The 22696-nt window shown below is 72.3% G+C and carries 22 protein-coding genes; 18 read left to right on the forward strand and 4 right to left on the reverse strand.

What is annotated here, in order from left to right; all coding sequences use genetic code 11:
• Positions 1–39: 39 nt before the first annotated feature.
• On the forward strand, positions 40–786 hold the full coding sequence (gene prcA, locus ACGFS9_RS05625) for a proteasome subunit alpha (RefSeq protein ID WP_393251030.1): 747 nt from the start codon (positions 40–42) through the stop codon (positions 784–786).
• Positions 787–1134: 348 nt separating this feature from the next.
• On the opposite strand, the gene ACGFS9_RS05630 is transcribed toward prcA, so the two are convergent.
• Entirely contained in the window at positions 1135–2151 is a 1017-nt protein-coding gene (locus tag ACGFS9_RS05630; protein WP_393251031.1) for a LacI family DNA-binding transcriptional regulator, read from the reverse strand.
• Between the two features lie 108 nt (positions 2152–2259).
• Between ACGFS9_RS05630 and ACGFS9_RS05635 the strand changes: the two genes are divergently transcribed.
• From ACGFS9_RS05635 to ACGFS9_RS05715, 17 genes are all read left to right on the forward strand, one after another.
• Entirely contained in the window at positions 2260–3519 is a 1260-nt protein-coding gene (locus ACGFS9_RS05635) for an MFS transporter (RefSeq protein WP_393251032.1), read from the forward strand.
• 9 nt (positions 3520–3528) lie between these two features.
• Positions 3529–4890, forward strand: a complete 1362-nt coding sequence (gene pafA / locus ACGFS9_RS05640; RefSeq protein WP_393251033.1) for a Pup--protein ligase — start codon at positions 3529–3531, stop codon at positions 4888–4890.
• Positions 4891–5018: 128 nt separating this feature from the next.
• The gene (locus ACGFS9_RS05645) at positions 5019–6020 is read left to right on the forward strand and encodes an FKBP-type peptidyl-prolyl cis-trans isomerase (protein WP_393251034.1); all 1002 of its coding nucleotides are present in this window, start codon (positions 5019–5021) and stop codon (positions 6018–6020) included.
• Between the two features lie 59 nt (positions 6021–6079).
• A complete protein-coding gene (locus tag ACGFS9_RS05650) occupies positions 6080–6451 on the forward strand; it encodes an FKBP-type peptidyl-prolyl cis-trans isomerase (protein ID WP_366697397.1) in 372 nt (123 codons plus the stop codon).
• A 123-nt stretch (positions 6452–6574) separates the two neighbouring features.
• Complete coding sequence (locus tag ACGFS9_RS05655; protein WP_393251035.1) at positions 6575–7528, forward strand: helix-turn-helix transcriptional regulator; 954 nt, start codon at positions 6575–6577, stop codon at positions 7526–7528.
• A 15-nt stretch (positions 7529–7543) separates the two neighbouring features.
• Positions 7544–8569 carry a helix-turn-helix transcriptional regulator gene (locus ACGFS9_RS05660; RefSeq protein WP_393251036.1) on the forward strand — a complete coding sequence of 342 codons (1026 nt, stop codon included), beginning with the start codon at positions 7544–7546 and terminating at the stop codon, positions 8567–8569.
• 41 nt (positions 8570–8610) lie between these two features.
• Positions 8611–8919 carry a hypothetical protein gene (locus ACGFS9_RS05665; RefSeq protein WP_393251275.1) on the forward strand — a complete coding sequence of 103 codons (309 nt, stop codon included), beginning with the start codon at positions 8611–8613 and terminating at the stop codon, positions 8917–8919.
• A gap of 10 nt (positions 8920–8929) precedes the next feature.
• Positions 8930–9124 (forward strand): hypothetical protein, encoded by a 195-nt coding sequence (locus ACGFS9_RS05670; RefSeq protein WP_393251037.1) that lies wholly within the window; start codon positions 8930–8932, stop codon positions 9122–9124.
• Positions 9125–9361: 237 nt separating this feature from the next.
• On the forward strand, positions 9362–9649 hold the full coding sequence (gene tatA / locus ACGFS9_RS05675; protein WP_393251038.1) for a Sec-independent protein translocase subunit TatA: 288 nt from the start codon (positions 9362–9364) through the stop codon (positions 9647–9649).
• A 47-nt stretch (positions 9650–9696) separates the two neighbouring features.
• Positions 9697–10641: a twin-arginine translocase subunit TatC gene (gene tatC, locus ACGFS9_RS05680; protein WP_393251039.1), complete on the forward strand. Its 945-nt coding sequence runs from the start codon at positions 9697–9699 to the stop codon at positions 10639–10641.
• A 29-nt stretch (positions 10642–10670) separates the two neighbouring features.
• Positions 10671–11561 (forward strand): diacylglycerol kinase, encoded by an 891-nt coding sequence (locus ACGFS9_RS05685; RefSeq protein ID WP_393251040.1) that lies wholly within the window; start codon positions 10671–10673, stop codon positions 11559–11561.
• Between the two features lie 40 nt (positions 11562–11601).
• Positions 11602–14463, forward strand: coding sequence for a DEAD/DEAH box helicase (locus tag ACGFS9_RS05690; RefSeq protein ID WP_393251041.1), 2862 nt, complete (start codon positions 11602–11604; stop codon positions 14461–14463).
• A 593-nt stretch (positions 14464–15056) separates the two neighbouring features.
• Positions 15057–16655 carry a sensor histidine kinase gene (locus ACGFS9_RS05695; RefSeq protein WP_393251042.1) on the forward strand — a complete coding sequence of 533 codons (1599 nt, stop codon included), beginning with the start codon at positions 15057–15059 and terminating at the stop codon, positions 16653–16655.
• Positions 16652–17059, forward strand: coding sequence for a roadblock/LC7 domain-containing protein (locus ACGFS9_RS05700; protein ID WP_393251043.1), 408 nt, complete (start codon positions 16652–16654; stop codon positions 17057–17059). Before ACGFS9_RS05695 ends, ACGFS9_RS05700 begins: the two co-directional genes overlap by 4 nt.
• Entirely contained in the window at positions 17056–17502 is a 447-nt protein-coding gene (locus tag ACGFS9_RS05705) for a DUF742 domain-containing protein (protein WP_393251044.1), read from the forward strand. The genes ACGFS9_RS05700 and ACGFS9_RS05705 overlap by 4 nt, the downstream gene beginning before the upstream one ends.
• The gene (locus ACGFS9_RS05710) at positions 17483–18103 is read left to right on the forward strand and encodes an ATP/GTP-binding protein (protein WP_393251045.1); all 621 of its coding nucleotides are present in this window, start codon (positions 17483–17485) and stop codon (positions 18101–18103) included. Before ACGFS9_RS05705 ends, ACGFS9_RS05710 begins: the two co-directional genes overlap by 20 nt.
• A gap of 159 nt (positions 18104–18262) precedes the next feature.
• A complete protein-coding gene (locus ACGFS9_RS05715; RefSeq protein ID WP_393251046.1) occupies positions 18263–19732 on the forward strand; it encodes a cytochrome P450 in 1470 nt (489 codons plus the stop codon).
• Positions 19733–19742: 10 nt separating this feature from the next.
• Here ACGFS9_RS05715 and ACGFS9_RS05720 read toward each other — a convergent pair whose 3' ends face one another.
• The 3 genes from ACGFS9_RS05720 to ACGFS9_RS05730 form a co-directional block, all read right to left on the reverse strand.
• Positions 19743–20702 (reverse strand): RluA family pseudouridine synthase, encoded by a 960-nt coding sequence (locus ACGFS9_RS05720; protein ID WP_393251047.1) that lies wholly within the window; start codon positions 20700–20702, stop codon positions 19743–19745.
• Between the two features lie 70 nt (positions 20703–20772).
• The gene (locus ACGFS9_RS05725) at positions 20773–21609 is read right to left on the reverse strand and encodes a siderophore-interacting protein (protein ID WP_393251048.1); all 837 of its coding nucleotides are present in this window, start codon (positions 21607–21609) and stop codon (positions 20773–20775) included.
• A gap of 102 nt (positions 21610–21711) precedes the next feature.
• The gene (locus ACGFS9_RS05730; protein ID WP_393251276.1) at positions 21712–22650 is read right to left on the reverse strand and encodes a 5'-3' exonuclease H3TH domain-containing protein; all 939 of its coding nucleotides are present in this window, start codon (positions 22648–22650) and stop codon (positions 21712–21714) included.
• Between the last annotated feature and the right edge of the window lie 46 nt (positions 22651–22696).

Genomic DNA, 22696 nt, shown 5'->3' on the forward strand with positions numbered 1-22696 from the left:
GGTGATCCAGTGACTTCGACAGAAAGGGACGGGTAGCCGGTGTCGACTCCGTTCTATGTCTCACCCCAGCAGGCCATGGCGGACCGGGCGGAGTACGCCCGCAAGGGCATCGCCCGCGGTCGCAGCCTGGTCGTGCTGCAGTACGCCGACGGCATCGTGTTCGTCGGCGAGAACCCGTCCCGCGCGCTGCACAAGTTCAGCGAGATCTACGACCGGATCGGCTTCGCCGCGGCCGGCAAGTACAACGAGTACGAGAACCTCCGGATCGGCGGTGTGCGCTACGCCGACCTGCGCGGCTACACCTACGACCGGGACGACGTCACGGCCCGCGGCCTGGCGAACGTCTACGCGCAGACGCTGGGCACCATCTTCTCGTCGGCGGCGGAGAAGCCCTACGAGGTGGAGCTGGTGGTCGCCGAGGTCGGGGAGACGCCCGAGGGCGACCAGATCTACCGGCTGCCGCACGACGGTTCGATCGTGGACGAGCACGGTTCGGTCGCGGTCGGCGGCAGCTCGGAGCAGATCAGCACCTATCTGGACGCCGAGCACCGGGAGGGGATGTCCCTGTCGGAGGCGCTGAAACTGGCGGTCCGCTCGCTGTCCCGGGAGGCGAACGGCGGCGAGCGGGAGATTCCCGCGGAGCGGCTGGAGGTCGCGGTGCTCGACCGCACGCGACCGCAGCAGCGCAAGTTCAAGCGGATCGTGGGACGTCAGCTGGCCCGGCTGCTGGAGGCCGGTGGCGCGGAGACCGCGACCGAGGCGGAGGACGCCGACGACGAGCAGTGAGGCCCCGGCAGGGGCCGGCGGGAGGGGCCGTTCCGGCGAGTGCCGGGGCGGCCCCTCCCACGTCGCCCCCCGGCACCCGCCGGTCGGCGCCGAGGGGTGACGCGGCGACCGGCGCCGAGGGGTGACGCGGCGACCGGCCGCACGACCTGGCTCCGGTGCGGCGGGCGCCGCAGGGCCTGGCTCCCGTGCGGCGACCGGCCGCAGGGCTTGCTCCGGTGCGGCGGGCGGGCCGCAGCGCCTGGCTCCGGTGCGGTGGCGGGCCGCAGCACCCGGGCCCGGTATGGCGGGCGGCGGGCGGTGCGGCGCCCTTCGGCGCGTCCGGGTCGCTCAGCCCGTTCCTCGTGGCGTCTACGCGGGGCTCGGCGGGGCCGTGGAGCCCCGTACGACCAGGTGGACCGGGATGTCCTCGACGGGAGGTGTGCGGCCGTCCAGGACGGCGAGCAGGGCCTTCATGCCCTGTTCGCCGAAGCGCTCGGCGTCCAGGCGGACCGTGGTCAGTTCGGGGTCGAGCGCCCGGGCGAGCGCCAGGTCGTCGAGTCCGGTGACGGAGATGTCGTCGGGGATGCGCAGACCCAGGCGGCGGGCGGCCTTGTAGGCGCCGGCGGCGAGCTTGTCGTCGTCGCAGACGACGGCGGTCGGGCGGGGCCCGGGGGCGGACAGGGCCGTGTGCGCGGCGGCCAGGGCGTCCTCGAAGGAGATGGGGGTGCGGGCGGTGCGCAGGTCGGCTCCCGGGACCGCGGCCAGGCGGGCCGCAACCTCCTCGGCCCTCGCCTCGAAGGTCCAGGAGGGGATGTCGGCGGCGAGGTGCAGGAACCGCCGGTGGCCGAGGCCGAGGAGGTGGTCGGCGACCTGGCGCACGCCGTCCTTGATGTCGAGGTTGACGGTCGCGGCGCCGTGGCTGCCGGCCGGGTCGCTGTCCAGCATGACGAGGGGCAGCTGGTCGCCGCGGATGGCGGTGAGGGCGTCGGCGGCCATGGAGGAGGCGATGACGCCGTCCAGGGCGGCCTGGGCGGAGCCGAAGGGGTCCCGGGCGGGGCCGATGCCCTCGGGGGAGGGGTACAGGACGACGCCGAAGCCGTGGTCGGCGGCCACCCGCGCGGCGCCCGTGTAGACGCCGGCGAAGAACTCGGTGGTGAGCGCCGGGACGACCAGCAGGACGGTGCGGGTGCGGCCCAGCCGGAGGTTGCGGGCGGCCAGGTTGGGCCGGTAGCCGAGCTCCCGGGCCGCGTCCCGCACGCGCCCGGCGGTCGCCTCGGAGACCCGGCCGCGCCACTTGTCGCCGAGGACCAGGGAGACGGCGGCCTGGGAGACCCCGGCGGCGCGGGCGACGTCCCGGCTCGTGGGGCGCGTACTGCTGCGTGCCACCGTCGGCCTGCTCCTTCGTCTGGACTCGCGGACTGGGCACATGGTACGTATGACAGCGGACGTTATACGTAAAACCTGCGCCGTCGCGCGCTGCGGAAAGGGTTCGGCATGGCAGCGGGATACCTGGAGATCCTCCGGGCGAGGCACGCCGCCCGGCTGCTCGTCGGCACGCTGGTGGGCCGGCTGCCGAACGCCACCGCGGCGATCGCTGTGGTGCTGTTCGTCCGCTCCGAGGGGGGCTCGTACAGCCTGGCGGGCGCGCTGGCCGCCGTCTACGGGGTGGCGAACGCGGTCGGGCAGCCGCTGCTGGGCCGCCTGGTGGACCTGCACGGCCAGCCCCGCGTGCAGTTGCCGGCCGCCCTGGTCTCGGCGCTCGGCATGGGCGCCTTCGCCTTCCTGGGCGCCGACCCGCCGGCCCTCGGCTATGCCGCGATGGCGGTGGCGGGTCTGTTCACCCCGCCCCTGGAGGGCGGGCTGCGGGCGCTGTGGCCCTCCGTGCTGGGCGAGGAGGAGCAGGTGCACACCGCGTACGCCATGGACGCGGTCGCGCAGGAGGTGATGTTCACCGTCGGCCCTCTGCTCGTGACGCTGTGCGCCGCGCTCTGGTCTCCGCGCGCCGCGCTCCTGGTGCTCGGCGCCGTCGGTGTCCTGGGCGCCCTCTCCGTGGTCGTCTCGCCGCCCTCGCGCGCGTGGCGCTCGGCGCCGCGCGAGGCGCACTGGCTCGGTGCGCTGCGCTCGCCCGGCCTGCTGGCCCTGCTCGGCGCGTTCCTGTTCGTGGGCACGGCGCTCGGCTCGATCACCGTGGCGGCGCTCTCCTACGCCGACGACCACGGCGGGGACACGGTGTACGGCTGGCTCATGGCGGGCATCGGGCTGGGCGCGCTGCTCGGCGGCCTGGCCTACGGGGCGCGGCGGTGGACGGGGGCGCCGGAGCGGCGGCTTCGCCTGCTGGTGGCCCTTCTGGCGGTGTGTTACCTCCCGCTGACGCTGGTGCCGGGCCCGGTGGCGATGACGGCGCTGGCGACGCTCGCGGGCGTGTTCCTGGCGCCGTGCATCGCGTGCGCCTTCGTACTGGTGGACCGGCACGCCCCGGCGGGCACGGTGACGGAGGCGTTCTCCTGGCTCGTGACGACGTTCACGGTCGGCGCGTCGGTCGGCACGGGGCTGGCCGGGCCCGTCGTGGAATGGGGCGGCGCGGCGCGTGGTTTCGCCGTTCCCGGGGCCGCGGGCGCCGCCGCGCTGGTGGTTCTGCTGGCCACCGGGCGGGTCCTGTCGGCCACCGGCAGGGGCGCGGTCGTCGCGGTCTCATCGGAAAATGATCCAAACCGTGCCGTCGAACCCCGTTTCAGCTCCGGGGATCGGGCGTAATGTTCAGTCATGGACCGCCGCATTTTCGGGCTGGAGAACGAGTACGGCGTCACGTGTACGTTCAGGGGACAGCGCCGCCTGTCTCCCGACGAGGTGGCTCGGTACCTCTTCCGCCGTGTCGTGTCATGGGGCCGCAGCAGCAATGTCTTTCTGCGGAACGGCGCCCGCCTCTATCTCGACGTGGGATCACATCCGGAATACGCGACACCCGAATGTGACAACGTGACGGAACTCGTCACCCACGACAAGGCCGGCGAGCGCATTCTCGAAGGACTCCTGGTGGACGCCGAACGACGCCTGCACGAGGAAGGAATCGCGGGCGACGTCTACCTGTTCAAGAACAACACGGACTCGGCGGGCAACTCCTATGGTTGTCACGAGAACTATCTGGTGGCCCGGCACGGGGAATTCTCCCGGCTCGCGGACATCCTCATCCCGTTCCTCGTGACGAGGCAGTTGCTGTGCGGTGCCGGCAAGGTGCTGCAGACCCCGCGGGGCGCCGTCTACTGCGTCAGTCAGCGAGCCGAGCACATCTGGGAGGGCGTCAGCTCCGCGACGACCCGCTCCCGGCCCATCATCAACACGCGGGACGAGCCGCACGCGGACGCCGAGCGCTACCGCCGGCTGCACGTGATCGTCGGCGACTCGAACATGTCCGAGACGACCATGCTGCTCAAGGTCGGCGCCACCGACCTCGTGCTGCGCATGATCGAGGCCGGCACCGTCATGCGCGACCTCACCCTGGAGAACCCCATCCGGGCGATCCGCGAGGTCAGCCACGACATCACGGGCCGCCGCAAGGTGCGCCTGGCCAGCGGCCGGGAGGCCTCCGCGCTGGAGGTGCAGCGCGAGTACTACGAGAAGGCCGTGGACTTCGTCGAGCGGCGCGGCATCCGCACCGGGACCGTCGACCAGGTCCTCGAGCTGTGGGGCCGGGTGCTGGACTCCATCGAGGCCGAGGACCTGGACCGGATCGGCACCGAGATCGACTGGGTCATGAAGTACCAGCTCATCGAGCGCTACCGGGCCAAGCACAACATGACCATGTCCCACCCGAGGGTCGCGCAGATAGACCTCGCCTACCACGACATCCACCGCCGTCGCGGCCTCTACTACCTGCTGGAGAAGAAGGGGCAAGCAGCCCGGATCTGCAACGACTTGAAGATCTTCGAGGGCAAGTCGGTACCGCCGCAGACCACTCGCGCGCGGCTGCGCGGCGACTTCATCCGGCGCGCCCAGGAGCAGCGCCGGGACTTCACGGTCGACTGGGTCCACCTGAAGCTCAACGACCAGGCGCAGCGGACGGTGTTGTGCAAGGACCCCTTCCGGGCGGTGGACGACCGGGTGGAGAAGCTGATCGCCGGAATGTGAGCCGGGTGTTCCGCGAGGGACGCGGAACGCAACGCGGGGCGCCGTACGTTGTCCGTACGGCGCCCTTCGCACGCCGTAGAGTTGCGCGCACGCCATCAAGCAAGATCGACCGATACGAGGCCCCCACCGTGCGCCGACGCTCACTCCTCATCGCCGTTCCCGCCGGACTGGTCACACTCGCCGGGTGCGGTGACGACGGCAAGTCCGACACGGCCAAGTCCAGCAGCAGCCCGTCCGCTTCGTCTTCCGCGTCGGCCCCGCCGCCGCCGAAGATCGTGGACGGTCCGCTGCCGGCCATCACCGCCGGCACGAAGTTCGGGGAGAAGCCGACCGTCGCGAAGGGCTCGGGGGACCCGTCGAAGGACCTCGCGGTCCGGACGGTCATCGCGGGCAACGGGACCACGGTCGCGGAGAACGACTACATCCAGGCCAACTACCTCGGTCAGGTGTGGTCCACGGCGAAGGTCTTCGACAACTCCTACGACCGCAAGACGCCGCTGGTCATCCAGCTCGCCCAGGGCGGCATCATCGACGGCTGGCGCTACGGCCTGGTCGGAAAGAAGGCCGGCAGCCGCGTCGAGATGGCCGTCCCCCCGACGTGGGGCTACGGCTCGCAGGGCAACGCGCAGGCGGGCATCAAGGGCACCGACACGCTGGTGTTCGTCGTCGACATCGAGAAGACGTTCAACGCCAAGAGCTCGGCGAAGGGCAAGGACGTCCCGCAGAGCGACGCGGCGCTGCCGAAGGTCGGCACCAACACCGACGGCAAGGCACCCTCCATCGACGTGCCGAAGGGGGACGCGCCGACGAAGCTCGTGGCCGAATACGTCATCGAGGGCGACGGCGAGGAGGTCGCGGCGGACAGCAGCGTCCTGGTGCAGTACAAGGGCGTGCTGTGGGACGGCGGAAAGGAGTTCGACTCCACCTACAGCCGGGGGCAGCTGACGTCGTTCTCGCTCCAGCAGGTCGTCAAGGGCTGGGCGCAGGGTCTCACCGGCAAGAAGGTCGGCAGCCGCGTCCTCATCGTCATCCCGCCGAAGCTGGGCTACGGCGACAACCCGCCGAGCGGCAGCGACATCAAGAAGGACTCGACCCTGGTGTTCTCGGTGGACATCCTGGCGAAGATGTGACCTCCGGGGATGTCAGACTGTTCGGCGTTGCCTTTACGCACACACAGCAGGAGCACAGAGTGAGCATCGAGAAGCCCGAGATCGACTTCCCGGGCGGCGAGCCCCCGGCGGACCTCGAGATCAAGGACATCTGGGAGGGCGACGGCCCCGTGGCCGAGGCGGGACAGACCGTCACGGTGCACTACGTGGGCGTGGCCTTCAGCACCGGCGAGGAGTTCGACGCCAGCTGGAACCGGAACTCCCCGTTCCGCTTCCCGCTCGGCGGCGGCCGCGTCATCAAGGGCTGGGACCAGGGCGTGCAGGGGATGAAGGTCGGCGGCCGGCGCCAGCTGACCATCCCCGCCCACCTCGCCTACGGCAACCAGAGCCCGACCCCGGCGATCCAGCCCGGTGAGACGCTGATCTTCGTGGTCGACCTGCTCGGAGTCTGATCACACCGGACCGGACCCGATCACCAGGGGCCCATGCCCGTCCGGGCATGGGCCCTCGGCTTTTGTCCCGCCGCGCCGGAGCGGTACGGTCAACGGTCGGAAGCACCATAGGGAAGGGCGTCGATGGCCATTGCCAAGGCCGAGCGGCTGATGAACCTCGCGTTGTGCCTGCTCGGTACGCGGCGGCCGCTCAGCAAGCGCGAACTCCGCGAGTCCGTCGAGGCCTATCTGGAAGCCGGATCGGACGACTCCTTCAACCGGATGTTCGAGCGCGACAAGGACGACCTGCGCGAACTCGGCCTGGTCATCGAGACCGTCGAGAACCTCGACGGCGAGATCGGCTACCTCGCCCGCCGCGACAGCAACCGCCTGCCGCCCGTCACCCTCGACGCCGAGGAGGCCGCGGCCCTCGGGCTGGCCGCCAAGGTCTGGCAGCAGGCCCGGCTGGCCGGAGCCGCGAGCGGAGCCCTGCACAAGCTGCGCGCCGCCGGGCTGCCCGAGGACGTCGACCCGTACGGCTCCTTCGGTGCCCTGGAGCCGCACATTCCCGTCCACGAGGCCGCCTTCGAACCGCTGATGCTGGCCTGCCGCGACCGTCGGCCGGTCGTCTTCGACTACCGCAAGGCCACCGCCGCGCACCCCGGGACCCGGCACGTCGAACCGTGGGCCCTTGAGTGCTGGCGCGGTCACTGGTACCTCGCGGGCTGGGACCGCGACCGCGGCGCCGAGCGCGTCTTCCGGCTCTCCCGGATCACCGGCAAGGTCCGGACCCGGTCCGGGCGCTACACCGCCGAGGTGCCCGACGTCGTCACCGTGCGCGAGACGGTGGCCGGCTGGGCCGGGGAGATCGCCGACCGCTCCGCGCTGATCCGGCTGCGCTCCGGCGCCGGCTACCCGCTGCGCGCCAAGGCCGCCTCCGTCCGGGAACTGGGAGACGGCTGGGACGAGTTGGAGATTCCGTACGGGCACGGACTGGACGCCTGGCTCGTCGAGTTCGGGCCCGACGTGGTGGTGGTGGAGCCCGCCGAGCTGCGGGCCGACGTGGTCGACCGGCTGCGCGCCGTGGCCAAGGGCTGAGGGGGACGCACGACGATGCCAGCACGACCGGCCAGGCCCACGAACGCGATCGACCAGACGCGGCGCATGCTCTCCCTGGTGACCTATCTGCGCGAGCGCCCGGGCGCCCGTGTCGGCGACGTCGCCCGCGCCTTCGGGATCTCCGAGGACGAGCTGATCTCCGACCTCGACGTGCTGCCCCTGTGCGGCACCAGCTTCCGCGGCGGCGACCTGCTCGACATCGACACCGACGGCGAGCGGATCTGGTGGCACAACCCCGACGACGTGGCCGCGCCGCTGCGGATGGCAGCCGACGAGGCGACCGCGCTCCTGGTCGCCGCCCGCGCCGTCTCCACCCTCCCCGGGCTGCGCGAGGGCGACCGGCAGGCCCTGCTGCGGGCCACCGCCAAGGTCGAGGCCGCCGCGGGCGAGGCGGCGGGCGCCAGTGCCCGCCTCTCGGTGACCTTCGAGTCCGAGGGCGGCGTCTTCGCCGACGTCGACCGGGCCATCGCCGAGCGCCGCCGCCTGTGGATCCGCTACTACTCGCCCTCCCGTGACGAGCTGAGCGAGCGCGAGATCGACCCGATCCGCCTGGTCAGCGTCGGCCACACCTATGTCGAGGCCTGGTGCCGCCGCTCCGAGGCGCGCCGCACCTTCCGGCTCGACCGGGTCGCCGAGATCCGCATCCTCGACGAGCCCTCCGCCCCGCCCGAGATCGAGCTGCGGGACCTCTCCGAGGGCCTCGTGCAGCCGGCCGCCGAGGACCCCGAGGTGATCGTCGAGGTCGGTCCGGCCGGGCGCTGGGTCGCCGAGTACTACCCGCACGACAGCGCCGTCGATCTGCCGGACGGCGGGCTGCGTATCACCCTGCGGACCCCCGACCCGGCGTCGCTGCGGCGCCTGGCCCTGCGCCTGGGCGGCGACGGCCGGATCGTCGCGCCGCCGGAGCTCGCGGACAGCGCCCGCCGCGCCGCGCGCGAGGCGCTCGCCGCCTACGACGCGCCCGAGGCGCGCGCGGAGGTCCGGGACGCGGCGGACGAGAGGCGGGAGCAGCAGCTGTGAGCACGACGCCGACGACGGGTGCGCGGGAGGCGCGGGGCGCGATGCGCACACCGGGTGCCGCGCCGGGGACGGGCGCGGGGACCGCCGAGATGTCGGTCGTGACCGCCTTCGCCGGGATGAGGCGGGTGGTCGACGTCATGTTCAAGGCCGCCTGCCCCGACTGCCGGGCCGGCTTCGAGCTGACCCCCGGTGCGCTGCGGCTGGCCATCGGCGCCAGCAGCCGCACCACCTTCTACTCGTTCACCTGCCCGGAGTGCGGCTCGGCCGTCCGCAAGCCGGCGGGGGAGCGGATCGTGGAGCTGCTCACCGGCGGCGGGGTGCGCACCCTGCGGCTGCACTCGACCGTCTAGGGTCGGCGTCATGTTCTGGCCGATGTTTGCGATCGCGGTGGGGTTCCTCGGTATCGCCGTGCTCGGGGTGCTCGCCGTCCGTGTCTTCGTGGAAGCGGAGCGTCTCGGACGGCAGGTAGCCCGGGCGGCGAGCCGCATCGACCGCGCCGCCGGTGACCTGGAACGGGCCGCGGAAGGAGCGGCGCGGTCCATGGATACGGTGTGAGTCGTTCCATGGTTGCGCAATGAGTCACTTCGCCCTGTCACCTTCGTGCCCTGGCCAGGTAGGCTCAAGGTCGCGGTCCGGATAACGAGGCGCGGACCGCGAACTGGGAGTACGCACAGGGATTGCCCCGCGTTCACCCCTGAGCGTTACGATCGCTGCCGACACGACGATCGGACACGAGTCCGACCGTTCGGACAGCACCCCGACCATGCAGCCTCGGTGAGAAGGTAAAGACTTATGTTCGGAAGGCTCGGAGCTCCCGAGATCATTCTCATCCTCGTCGTCATCGTCCTGCTGTTCGGCGCGAAGAAGCTTCCGGACATGGCGCGGTCGCTCGGCAAGTCCGCCCGCATCCTCAAGAGCGAGGCCAAGGCCATGAAGGACGAGGGCAGCAACCCCGCCCCCGCCGGCCCGCCGAACACCGACGAGCAGCCCCCCGCGCAGCGCACCATCCAGGCGGCCCCCGGCGACGTGACCAGCTCGCGCCCGGTCAGCGAGCCGACGGACACGACGACCAAGCGCTGACGCAGGGCCGGACGCGTCCGGCCCGCCGCACGAGATGAGGATGTGGGTTGCCCAGGTCTGCCCGCACGAAGGAGAAGGACCCCGAGGGGCGGATGCCCCTCGCGGAGCACCTTCGCGAGCTTCGCAACCGGCTCGCGAAGGCCGTCCTGGCGATCGTCGTCGTCACGATCGTCGCCGCCTTCTACTACAAGAACATCATCGAGTTCTTCACGAACCCGATCCTCGACGCCGTGGGATGCAAGGCCAGCTTCACGGACCTGGCCCAGCAGCGGAGCGGTACCTGCGCCCGCATCGTGCTCAACGGTCTGCTGACGCCCTTCACCCTCGCGCTCAAGGTCTCCCTGATGGCCGGCGTGATCTTCGCGTCGCCGGTCTGGCTCTACCAGCTGTGGGCGTTCATCGTGCCGGGCCTGCACCGCAACGAGAGGCGCTACGCCCTCGCCTTCGTGGGCACCGGCGTACCGCTGTTCCTCGGCGGCGCCTTCTTCGCGTACAAGACGCTGCCGACGATGGCCACGGTCCTGCTCGGCTTCTCTCCGGCCGACCTGGACAACCAGCTCCCGCTCGACGAGCTGCTGGACCTGGTCACCCGCATGGTGCTCGTGTTCGGGCTCTCCTTCGAGCTGCCGCTGCTGCTGGTCATGCTGAACCTGACCGGCGTGCTCTCCGGCAAGCGCATGCTCGGCTGGTGGCGCGGCATGATCATGGGCATCACGGTCTTCGCGGCCGTCGCCACGCCCAGCACCGACCCGCTGACCATGCTGGCGCTGGCCGGGCCCATCTGGGTCCTGTACTTCCTCGCCACCGCCTTCTCGCTCATCAACGACCGGCGCAAGCGCCGGCGTGACGAGGAGGGCCCCGCCGACGACGAGGCGTCCGAGCTCGACCTCACGCCCGAGGACATCGGGGAGACCGAGGCGGTGACGGCGGGCCGCGCCCTGCCCGGGCAGGCGACGACGGAGCGGGTCAACGGTTATGACGACGTGACCTGACGCCGCTGCGGACCTCGTAGGGTCACCCTGTGAGCGGCGAGATCACCCTCTTCGTCAACCCCACCGCGGGACGCGGCCGGGGCGCCCGTGCGGCGCCGCCGGCCGCTTCCGCGTTCCGGGCCGCCGGATTCTCCGTCCGGACCGTGCTCGGAGCGGACGCCGCGGACGGGCTCGCCCGGGCCCGCGCGGCCGTCGCGGCCGGGACCGGGGCGCTCGTCGCGGTCGGCGGCGACGGGATGGCGAGCCTCGCCCTCCAGGCCGTGGCCGGCACCGCGACCCCCTTCGGGCTGATCCCGGCGGGCACCGGCAACGACTTCGCGCGCGCCCTCGGCCTGCCTCTCGGCGACCCGTCGACCGCGGCCCGGCGGACGGCCGGCGCCCTGACGGAGGACCGGCTGCGCGCCGTCGACCTCGGCCGCGCCGGCTCCACCTGGTTCGCCACCGTCCTCGCCTCCGGTTTCGACTCCCGGGTCAACGACCGCGGCAACCGGATGCGGCTGCCGCTCGGCCGGTTCCGGTACGACGTCGCCCTGCTCGCCGAACTGGCCGCCTTCCGGCCCTCGGCCTTCCGCCTGACCCTCGACGGCGGCGCGACCCGGGAGATCGAGGCGACCCTGGTGGCGGTCGGCAACGGGACCTCGTACGGCGGCGGCATGCGTATCTGCCCCAAGGCGGACCTCGCCGACGGGCTCTTCGACGTGACCGTGGTGGGAAGCTGCGGCCGGGGCACGCTGCTCACGGTGTTCCCGAAGGTCTACCGGGGCACGCACGTCGATCACCCGGTGGTCACCGTGCACCGCGCCGCCCGCGTGGAACTCGTCGCCGGCGACGTCACGGGGTACGCGGACGGGGAGCCGCTGGGTCCGCTGCCGCTGAGCGCGCGGTGCGTACCGGGAGCCGTGCGCGTCGCGGGTGCCTGAGCTGCGGGGACCGGAGGTTTCGCCGCCTTCGATCCGGATAATGATCGTCCCCATGTCAGTGGCTCCCGGTAGTCTCGAAGGCACGATGACAGAGGACCTCTCACCGGCCGAGCGGTACGCGGCAGCACGCAGGCGCGCTGCCGAGCAGGCCACCGCACTCGCCCCGTTCCGCGAGATGTACGACTTCGGCCTCGACCCCTTCCAGATCGAGGCATGCCAGGCACTGGAGGCGGGCAAGGGGGTGCTGGTGGCGGCGCCCACCGGCTCCGGCAAGACGATCGTCGGCGAGTTCGCCGTCCACCTCGCCCTCCAGCAGGGCCGGAAGTGCTTCTACACCACCCCCATCAAGGCGCTCTCCAACCAGAAGTACGCCGACCTGTGCCGGCGCTACGGCGCGGACAAGGTCGGCCTGCTCACCGGGGACAACAGCGTCAACTCCGAGGCACCGGTGGTCGTCATGACCACCGAGGTGCTGCGGAACATGCTGTACGCGGGCTCGCAGACCCTCCTCGGCCTCGGGTACGTGGTGATGGACGAGGTGCACTACCTCTCCGACCGCTTCCGCGGCGCCGTCTGGGAGGAAGTGATCATCCACCTCCCGGAGTCGGTGACGCTGGTGTCGCTGTCGGCGACCGTGTCGAACGCGGAGGAGTTCGGCGACTGGCTCGACACGGTGCACGGCGACACCCAGGTGATCGTCTCCGAGCACCGGCCCGTCCCGCTGTTCCAGCACGTGCTCGCCGGACGGCGGATGTACGACCTGTTCGAGGAGGGCGAGGGCCAGCGCAAGGCGGTCAACCCCGACCTCACCCGCATGGCGCGGATGGAGGCCAGCCGCCCGTCCTACCAGGACCGCAGGCGCGGCCGGGCGATGCGCGAGGCCGACCGGGAGCGGGAGCGCAGGCAGCGCTCGCGCATCTGGACGCCGGGCCGCCCCGAGGTCATCGAACGGCTCGACGCCGAGGGCCTGCTGCCCGCCATCACGTTCATCTTCAGCCGCGCCGCCTGCGAGGCCGCCGTCCAGCAGTGCCTCTACGCCGGGCTGCGGCTGAACGACGACGCGGCGCGCGCCGAGGTCCGCGAACTCGTCGAGGAGCGCACGGCCTCGATCCCGAACGAGGACCTCCACGTCCTCGGCTACTACGAGTGGCTGGAGGGCCTGGAGCGCGGGATCGCCGCGCACCACGCGGGCATGCTGCCCACCTTCAAGGAGGTCGTCGAGGAACTCTTCGTGCGCGGCCTGGTGAAGGCCGTGTTCGCCACGGAGACCCTCGCCCTGGGCATCAACATGCCCGCCCGCTCGGTGGTGCTGGAGAAGCTCGTCAAGTGGAACGGCGAGCAGCACGCCGACATCACCCCCGGCGAGTACACCCAGTTGACCGGGCGGGCCGGCCGGCGCGGGATCGACGTCGAGGGACACGCGGTCGTGCTGTGGCAGCGCGGCTTCAGCCCCGAGCACCTCGCCGGACTCGCGGGCACCCGCACCTATCCGCTGCGGTCCAGTTTCAAGCCGTCGTACAACATGGCGGTCAACCTGGTCGAGCAGTTCGGGCGGCACCGGTCGCGCGAGCTGCTGGAGACGTCCTTCGCCCAGTTCCAGGCCGACAAGTCGGTGGTCGGGATCTCCCGGCAGGTGCAGCGCAACGAGGAGGGGCTGGCGGGCTACAAGGAGTCCATGACCTGCCACCTCGGGGACTTCGACGCGTACATGCGGCTGCGCCGCGAGCTGAAGGAGCGCGAGACCGAGCTGGCCCGGCAGGGAGCGTCGGTGCGCCGGGCGGAGGCCGCCGTGGCCCTGGAGAAGCTGAAGCCGGGCGATGTGATCCACGTGCCGACCGGCAAGTACGCGGGGCTCGCGCTGGTCCTCGACCCCGGCCTGCCCGCGGGCCGGTCCAACGGCCACCGGGGCTTCGAGCAGCACGACGGCCCCCGCCCGCTCGTCCTCACCGCCGAGCGGCAGGTCAAGCGGCTCGCCTCGATGGACTTCCCGGTCCCGGTCGAGGCGCTCGACCGTATGCGCATCCCCAAGTCCTTCAACGCCCGCTCCCCGCAGTCCCGCCGGGACCTGGCGTCCGCGCTGCGCACCAAGGCCGGCCACATCGTCCCCGAACGGCACCGCAAGAGGCGGTCCGAGGCGGCCGACGACCGGCAGATCGCCCGGCTGCGCACGGAGATCCGCGCCCACCCCTGCCACGGATGCAACGACCGCGAGGACCACGCCCGCTGGGCCGAGCGGTACCACCGGCTGCAACGGGACACCTCGCAGCTGGAGCGCCGGATCGAGGGCCGGACGAACACCATCGCCCGGACCTTCGACCGGATCGTCGCCCTGCTCACCGAGCTGGACTACCTGCGCGGCGACGAGGTCACCGAGCACGGCAAGCGGCTCGCCCGGCTCTACGGCGAACTCGACCTGCTGGCCAGCGAATGCCTGCGTGCCGGGGTCTGGGAGGGGCTCGCGCCCGCCGAACTGGCCGCCTGCGTCTCGGCGCTGGTGTACGAGTCGCGGGTCGCGGACGACGCGATGGCTCCGAAGGTGCCGTCGGGCAACGCCAAGGCGGCGCTCGGCGAGATGGTCCGGATCTGGGGCCGGCTGGACGCGTTGGAGGAGGACTTCCGGATCAGCCAGACCGAGGGTGTCGGCCAGCGGGAGCCGGACCTCGGGTTCGCCTGGGCCGCTCATCAGTGGGCGTCCGGGAAGGGCCTCGACGAGGTGCTCCGCGAGGCCGAGATGCCGGCGGGCGACTTCGTGCGCTGGTGCAAGCAGGTCATCGACGTCCTCGGGCAGATCGCCGCGGCGGCCCCCGTCTCGGGCGGCGGTGCCTCCACGGTCGCGAAGAACGCGCGCAAGGCCGTCGACGCCCTGCTGCGCGGCGTCGTCGCCTACTCCTCGGTGGGCTGACCGCCCCCGGGGTGCTGCGCCCCCCGGCTCCGCACCGGTGCCGACAGGGCTCGTGCGCCCGCCGGTCCGTTCGGTGTTCCGCCGTACGGACCGGTCGCCCCGGTCCGCACCGGCCCGGCGCGCGGGAGGTTGTCACCGGCACGGGTGACGCGACCGGCGGCGCGACGCCGTGACCGGCGACGGCCCGCGGCATCTCCTCGTCGACACATCTCCCCGCCGCTCCGCCCCTGTCCGGCGGCGAGACCTTGAGAGAAGGCGCCGCGGAGGTCTCCGCGCGCCCGCGGCCCCCTGTGCCACCCCCGGGCGCGGTGGGTCCCGCACTCCCGTTCGCCGTCACGCACCGTGTGCGAAGGAGGGCTCAGCGTGCAAATGCAGCCGAGGCTACTCCAGCCTCGTGGGCCATTTCAGGTGCTTGCCGAATATGACACGGCGATGATCCGGTCGGACTAAGCTCGCCCGCAGCGCACCGAGTTGGGATGTATTCGTGCGCTTGTTCCCAAAAGTTCCGAAGATGCCGTTTGGTCATGCCGTTCCGTGCCGATTCCCCCGCAAACGTCCCCCACCCCCCAGTCGACCCGTCTCAGAGGGCATACATGGTGAGTGTTCAATCGCCTCCCGGTGACCGTGAACTTCCCTACGCGCGCGTGCTGTTGCTGCCCGCCATACTGATGGCGGCGGCCACCGGCGCCGCCGTCGCCCTGGTCACGGAGCCCGCCCGGTTCGCCGTCGCCCTGTGCGGCGGCTTCGCGACCCTGCTGGTCATCGCCGTCGGCGGCGAAGCCGTCCGGCGCGGCCGGGCCGGCCGGGAGCAGCGGGCCGACTTCGCGCGCCGGACCGCGGTGCTGGAGCAGCGCATCGCCGCGCACGACCAGGAGATCGTCCACTTCACCGAGGAGATCGTCCCGTACGCGCTCGACCGGCTGCACGGCGGGGACTCCCCGTCCGAAGTGGTGCGCACCCTGGGCCGCGACGACGCCGCACTGCGCGAACTGCCTCAGTCGCAGAAGGACCTGCTGAAGAAGCTGCTCAAGATCGTCGACACCGAGGAGTCGATGCGCGACGCGGCGCAACGCTCCTTCGTCAACATCGCCCGGCGGGTGCAGGCCATCGTCCACCAGCAGAACAACGAACTGCGCGAGATGGAGGAGGACCACGGGCGCAACCCCGAGGTCTTCGACGACCTGCTGCGCATCGACCACGGCACCGCGCTGATCGGCCGTCTCGCCGACTCCATCGCCGTGCTCGGCGGAGGCCGTCCCGGCCGCCAGTGGCCCGAGCCCGTACCGCTGTTCAGCGTGCTGCGCGGCGCCATGTCGCGCATCCTGGAGTACCGGCGCATCGAGCTGCACAACATCGTCGACGTGGCCGTCAAGGGCGTCTCCGTCGAACCGCTCATCCACGCGCTCGCCGAACTCCTCGACAACGCCACCCGCTACTCGCCGCCGCACACCAAGGTGCACGTCACCGCCATCGAGGTGCAGACCGGCGTCGCCATCGAGATCGAGGACGGCGGCGTCAGCCTCAGCGACGAGTCCCGCGGCAAGATCGAGGAACTGCTCAGGCTGGCCGCCGCCGGCGTCGACCCGAACGTGATGGGCCAGGCGCCCCGGCTCGGCATGGCCGTCGTCGGCCGTCTCGCCCAGATGTACGGCATGCAGATCTCGCTGCGGCAGTCCGCCTACGGCGGTGTCCGCGCCGTCCTCGTCGCCCCGCGCGACATGCTCACCACCGACTTCGCCCCCGGGCTCGCGCACGGCATCGGTGCCACCTCGGTGACCGGCATCGACACCGGCGGCGTCGAGGCTCCCGCCCGCAAGCCCAAGAAGCGCCGCCCGACCACCGGCCCCCGGGTGCCCTCGTCGAGCGGCGACCCGCGCGACCCCCGTGAGGACGACGTGCCGGTCGTCACGGAGTGGACGCCGAACGGGCTGCCCCAGCGGCGCAGCCGGGTGAAGGTGCCGCTCAGCCAGCGCATCGCCGAGGCGCGGGAGTTGGAGGCCGCGGAGGCCGCCGGCACCGGGCCGTCGTGGGCACGGCTCGAGCCCGAACCGGCCGAGAAGGAGCCCGAACCGGGCCTGTGGGTCGAGGCGTTCATGAACGGCCTCAAGGGCGATCCGGACCCGGCCGCCCTCAGCACGGACAACCAGCAGGCCGCCCCTGCGGAGGGCGACGACGAGGGGGACCCCAAGTGATCCAGCAGCGCGCCAACTTCGACTGGATGCTCAAGGATCTCGCCGACGGAGTGCCGGGCATCCGACAGATCGTGGTGCTCTCCGCCGACGGGCTGCGCATCGCCCGCTACGGCGGCGACCCGGACGCCGCCGACCGCGTCGCGGCGGCCTGCGCCGGCCTGCAGAGCCTGGCGGGCGCCATGGCGGGTGAGATCCCCGGCAGCGACGGCCGGATGCGGATGGTGATCATCGAGATCAACGGCGGCTACTTCTACCTGATGTCGGCCGGCCCCAACGCCTACCTCGCCGTGCTCGCCAACCAGACGGCGGAACCCGGACTGATGAGCAACCGCATGCGCGACCTCGTCGTCCGGATCGGCGCCCATCTGACCAGCCCGCCGCGGCGCAACGGGCAGACCGTATGACGCCTCCGCAACGCCGGCGGCGCGGGCGCCAGGACGACCCTCCCCGACCCGCCCCGGACGTACCCCCCGCGGGCCCGGACGGGCCCGCGGGGGAGGACGGGGAGGGCAAGCCGAAGAACCCCGAGCGCCTCTACGTGCTCACCGGGGGCGGCGAGGGCGGCGACCGGGCCGAACTCGACCTGGTCACCCTCGTCGTGGCGCGCGACGAGTCCCCGCCCCCGGCCATCGCGCCGGAGCAGTCCGCCCTGCTGCGGCTGTGCCGGGCCCCGCTGTCCGTGGCCGAGCTCTCGGCCTATCTCAACCTGCCGTTCAGCGTGGTGACCGTCCTGCTCACCGAGCTGCTGGCGGCCGAACTGGTGCAGGCGCGCGCCCCGATCGTCCGCCAGGCGCTCCCCGACCGTTCCCTCCTCGAAGCGGTGATGCATGGACTTCAAAAGCTCTGACACCATCACGGGCCCTCGCGCCGAGGACCACCTCCCGCACACCACGCAGGCGGCGGTCAAGATCGTGATCGTGGGCGGCTTCGGAGTCGGCAAGACGACCATGGTGGGCTCCGTCAGCGAGATCAAACCGCTGACGACCGAGGAGACCATGACGCAGGCCGGCATCGGAATCGACGACAACTACGGGTCCGAGACCAAGACGGCCACCACCGTGGCCATGGACTTCGGCCGCATCTCCATCACCGACCAGCTGGTGCTCTACCTCTTCGGCACCCCCGGACAGGAACGCTTCTGGTTCCTCTGGAACGGGCTGTTCGAGGGCGCGCTGGGCGCCGTGGTGCTGATCGACACCCGCCGGCTGGAGGTCAGTTTCGACGTCATCGGCCGCCTGGAGGAACGCGGTGTGCCGTTCGTCGTCGCGGTGAACGACTTCCCCGACGCGCCGCGCTACCCCGTCGAGGACCTGCGGGCCGCCCTCGACCTGCCCGAGGAGGTCCCGATCGTGAAGTGCGACGCGCGGCGCAGAGCGTCGAGCCGGGACACCCTGATGACCCTCATGCGGTTCCTGCACGCGCTGGCGATGACCTCGTCGCACGCCTGAGCCCCGCGGCGGCGGCACCGCGGCCCGCGGCCGGCACCCCGATCCCGCGCGGGAGCACCGGGCCGCCCGCCTCCGGCGACGGGCCGCCGCCCGGTCCGGCCCGCCGGCACCCCGACGCCACCCCCTCGTCCGTCCTCCCTCAGCTTCGGAGCGATCACCGTGACGCCTGAACCCCACTCCCCAACCGGTACGGAAGAACCGCTGTCCGGACCGCCGCCCGGCTGCCCCGCCCACGGAACGGGGCCGGGCGGGCTGCGCCGCCTCTACGGCCCCGAGGCGGAGGACCTCGGCGCCCTGTACGAGAAGCTCCGCGCCGAGCACGGCGCCGTCGCCCCCGTACTGCTCCACGACGACGTGCCGATCTGGGTCGTCCTCGGGCACGGCGAGAACCTGCACATGGTGAGCACGCCCTCGCACTTCGCCCGCGACAGCCGGCTGTGGACGGCCGTCCAGGACGGCACGGCGGGCGAGGACCACCCGCTGGCCCCGCACATCGCCTGGCAGCCCATCTGCTCGCACGCCGAGGGCGACGAACACCTGCGGCTGCGCGGTGCCGTCACCGGCGCCATGTCGACCATCGACTTCCGCAGCCTGCGCCGCTACATCAACCGCGCCACCCAGCGGCTGGTCAACGCGTTCTGCGAGCGCGGCGAGGCCGATCTGGTCGCCCAGTTCGCCGAGCACCTCCCGATGTCCGTGCTCTGCGAGATCATCGGCATGCCCGAGGACTACAACGACCGCATGGTGCACGCCACCCGCGACCTCCTCAAGGGCACCGACACCGCCATCGCCAGCAACGAGTACGTCATGGACGTGCTCGTCCAGCACACCGCGCGCCGCCGCGCCCGGCCCGAGGACGACTTCGCCAGCCATCTCGTCGAGCACCCCGCCCGGCTGACCGACGACGAGGTCGCCCAGCACCTGCGGCTCGTCCTCCTCGCCGCCTACGAGGCCACCGCCAACCTCATCGCCAACGTGCTGCGGATGGTGCTCACCGACCCGCGGTTCCGCGCCCAGCTCAACGGCGGCCAGATGACCGTGCCGGAGGCCGTCGAGCAGTCCCTCTGGAACGAGCCGCCGTTCAGCGCCGTCCTCGGCTACTTCGCCAAGCAGGAGACGGAGCTCGGCGGTCAGCGCATCCGCAAGGGCGACGGGCTCCTGTTCGGCATCGCGCCGGGCAACATCGACCCCCGGGTCCGTCCGGACCTCGCCGCCAACATGCAGGGCAACCGCTCCCACCTCGCCTTCGGCGGAGGCCCCCACGAATGCCCCGGCCAGGACATCGGCCGCGCCATCGCCGACGTCGGCGTCGACGCGCTGCTGCTGCGGCTGCCCGACGTCGAACTCGACTGCGCCGAGAGCGAGCTGCGCTGGCGCGGCTCCATGTCCTCCCGCCACCTGGTGGACCTGCCCGTACGCTTCCAGCCCCGGCCGCCGCAGGACGTCATGCAGCGCCCCTCCGTCCGCGCCCTGCCCGTCCAGCGGCCCGAATGGCAGGTCGGCGGTGAGGGTGCGGCGCCCGCCGCGCCCGATCCCCGGCCGGTGCCCGAGCGGACCGCGGCGGCCCCCGGGCCCGAACACCGGCCCGGTGCCTGGCAGCGCCTGCTGCGCTGGTGGCGCGGCTACTGATCCACGGCCCTCACCGGCCCCCGGCCGCCCCCGCCGACCAGGCGCCGAAGGCGGACCACGCCTCCAGCTCCCGCCCGCTGACGAAGCGATGATCGAGTCCGGTGACCGGATCGGTGAACTCCAGCACCCGCGCGAGCAGTTGCAGCGGACGCCGGAAGTCGCCGGCCGGCACCGGCCCGGTCACCTCCGGGTACAGCGGATCCCCGAGCAGTGGCACGCCCAGCGCGCTCATGTGGACGCGGAGCTGATGGGTCTGCCCGGTGCGCGGCGTCAGCCGGTAGCGGCCGAGCCGGTCCCGGTGTTCGGCGAGTTCCACCCGGGTGACCGCGTTCGGCTGGCCCGGCACCTCCCGCGCCGCCGGAACCCCGCGTTCCTTGACGATGCGGCTGCGCACCGTGCGCGGCAGGGCGAGACCGGGGACGTGGGGAGCCACCGCCTCGTACTCCTTGCCGATCAGCCGGTCGCGGAACAGCGACTGGTACGCGCCGCGTTCGGCGGGCCGCACGGTGAACAGCACGAGACCCGCGGTCAGCCGGTCCAGCCGGTGCGCCGCGCCCAGCTCGGGCAGGTCCAGCTCCCGGCGCAGCCGCGCGAGGGCGGTCTCGGCCACATGGCTGCCGCGCGGGGTGGTGGCGAGGAAGTGCGGTTTGTCGGCGACGACGATGTGCTCGTCGCGGTACACCACGTCCACCGGGAAGGGCACCCGCTCCTCGTCGGGCAGCTCCCGGTGGAACCACACGAACATGCCCGGCTCGTAGGCGGTTTCGGCCGTCAGCCGCAGACCGCCCTCCCCGACGAACAGCCCCTCGGCGAACATCGCGTCGACGACCCCGCCCCCTGCGGCGAGCCGCTCCACCAGGTGGTCCCGCACGGTGGCCCAGCCCCCCTGCCACGGCAGGCGGATGCGTACGGCGTCGACCCCGTGCCGCTGGGGGAGGGGAGAGGGCGGAATCCCGCGCTTGCGTCTCACCCCGCCCAGCGTACGAGGCGGACCGCCCCGGGCGGGCGCGGCGGGCGCCGCGCGGCACCGGGCCGGGAGGTCAGGACGGCTTCTCCTGCTCCGCCTCCACCTGGGCGTTCCACTCGCGCTTCGATGCCTGCCAGCCGTCCTCGTTGTGGCCGAGGCGCCAGTAGCCGGAGATGGACAGGTCCTCGCGCGGGATCTGCCGCTCGACGCGCAGCAGGCTGCGCAGTTCCTTGACGAAGCCCGCCTCGCCGTGGACGAAGGCGTGCACCCGGCCCTCCGGGAACTCCAGATCCCGTACCGCCTCGACGAGGGCCCGGCCCACCGGCCGGTCCCCGCGGTGCAGCCAGACGACCTCGGCGTCGGAGTCGATCTTCTGCTCCTCCTCCGGGCCGGAGACCTCGACGAAGGCGCGGACCTCGGCGCCGTCGGGCAGCGACTCCAGGGCGACCGCGATGGCCGGCAGCGCGCTCTCGTCCCCGGCGAACAGGTGCCAGTCCGCCTCGGTGTCGGGAGCGTAGGCGCCGCCCGGGCCCATGAAGTGGACGACCTCGCCGGGCTCGGCCCGCAGGGCCCAGGGCCCGGCGAGCCCCTCGTCTCCGTGCACCACGAAGTCCAGGGTGAGGCGGCGCGCCTCGGGATCCCAGGCGCGCACCGTGTAGGTGCGCGTCACCGGCCAGTGCTCGCGCGGGAACTCCGCGCGGATGCGCTCCACGTCGAAGGGCTCCGGGTAGGTGACCCCCTCGGCACCGAACAGCAGCTTCACGTAGTGGTCCGTGCAGGTGCCCGCGGTGAAGTCGGCGAGGCCCTCGCCGCCCAGCACCACCCGCTGCATGTGCGGGGTCAGCCGCTCGGTGCGGACCACCGTCGCGGAGTGCGGCTTCCTGGTCCTGCGTGCCGGACGCTCTGCCATGACTGCCTCCAGGTCAACATAGTTAGGCTTGCCTAAGTTAGCACTCCTTGGTCGGCCGTACCTATGCGCGACGCGGTTCCGGCTATGCCGGGAGGCCCTCCGCTACGCCTCCAGGGTGGCGAGGAGGCGCTGCAGCGAACCGCCGAGGCCCCAGCGCGCCGCGAGCTCGTCCAGGGCCCCCGGGTCGCGCGGGGTGCGGGGCAGCGCCGTGTCCACCGCGGGCAGCGGGACGTCGCCGGCCACCTTCACCACCGTGGGAGCCACCGCGATGTAGGGCCGCGACTCGTGCAGGCGCTTGCGCTGCGAGGGGGTCAGCTTCGCCTTCGGGTCGTCGAGCGCGGCCATGATCCCGGTCAGGTCGCCGAACTCGGCGAGCAGCTTGGCCGCCGTCTTCTCCCCGATCCCCGGCACCCCGGGCAGGCCGTCGCTCGGGTCGCCGCGCAGCAGCGCCAGATCGGCGTACCCGGGGCCGTCCACGCCGTACTTCTCGCGCAGCCAGGACTCGTCCGTGACCTGGAGGGTGCCGACGCCCTTGAGGGGGTACAGCACGCGCACCCCGCGCCGGTCGTCGACGAGCTGGTAGAGGTCGCGGTCGCCGGTGACGATGTCGACCGGGCCGGTGGCGCGGCCGGCGAAGGTGCCGATCACGTCGTCCGCCTCGTACTCAACGACCCCCACGCGCGCGATCCCCAGCGCGTCCAGGACCGCCTCGATCACCGGCACCTGCGGCGAGAGGGTGTCCGGCACCTCCTCCTCGTCCGGGCCGGCCGGGGTCTCGGCCGCCACCCGGTGCGCCTTGTAGGACGGGATCAGGTCGACCCGCCACCGCGGGCGCCAGTCCGCGTCCATGCAGGCCACCAGGTCGTCGGGGCGGTGGTCGCGGATCAGGCGGTCGATGAACTCCAGCAGGCCGCGCACCGCGTTCACCGGCGTGCCGTCCGGGGCGCGGACGGACTCCGGCACGCCGAAGTAGGCGCGGAAGTAGAGCGAGGCGGTGTCGAGGAGCATGAGGCGTCGAGTGGGCTGTGTCACGCATCGCATCATGCCGTAACGCACCGACAGTGACCTGGAGCACTCCCACGTTTGC

It is taken from the genome of Streptomyces sp. NPDC048566 (assembly GCF_043199735.1).
GTDB lineage: Bacteria > Actinomycetota > Actinomycetes > Streptomycetales > Streptomycetaceae > Streptomyces.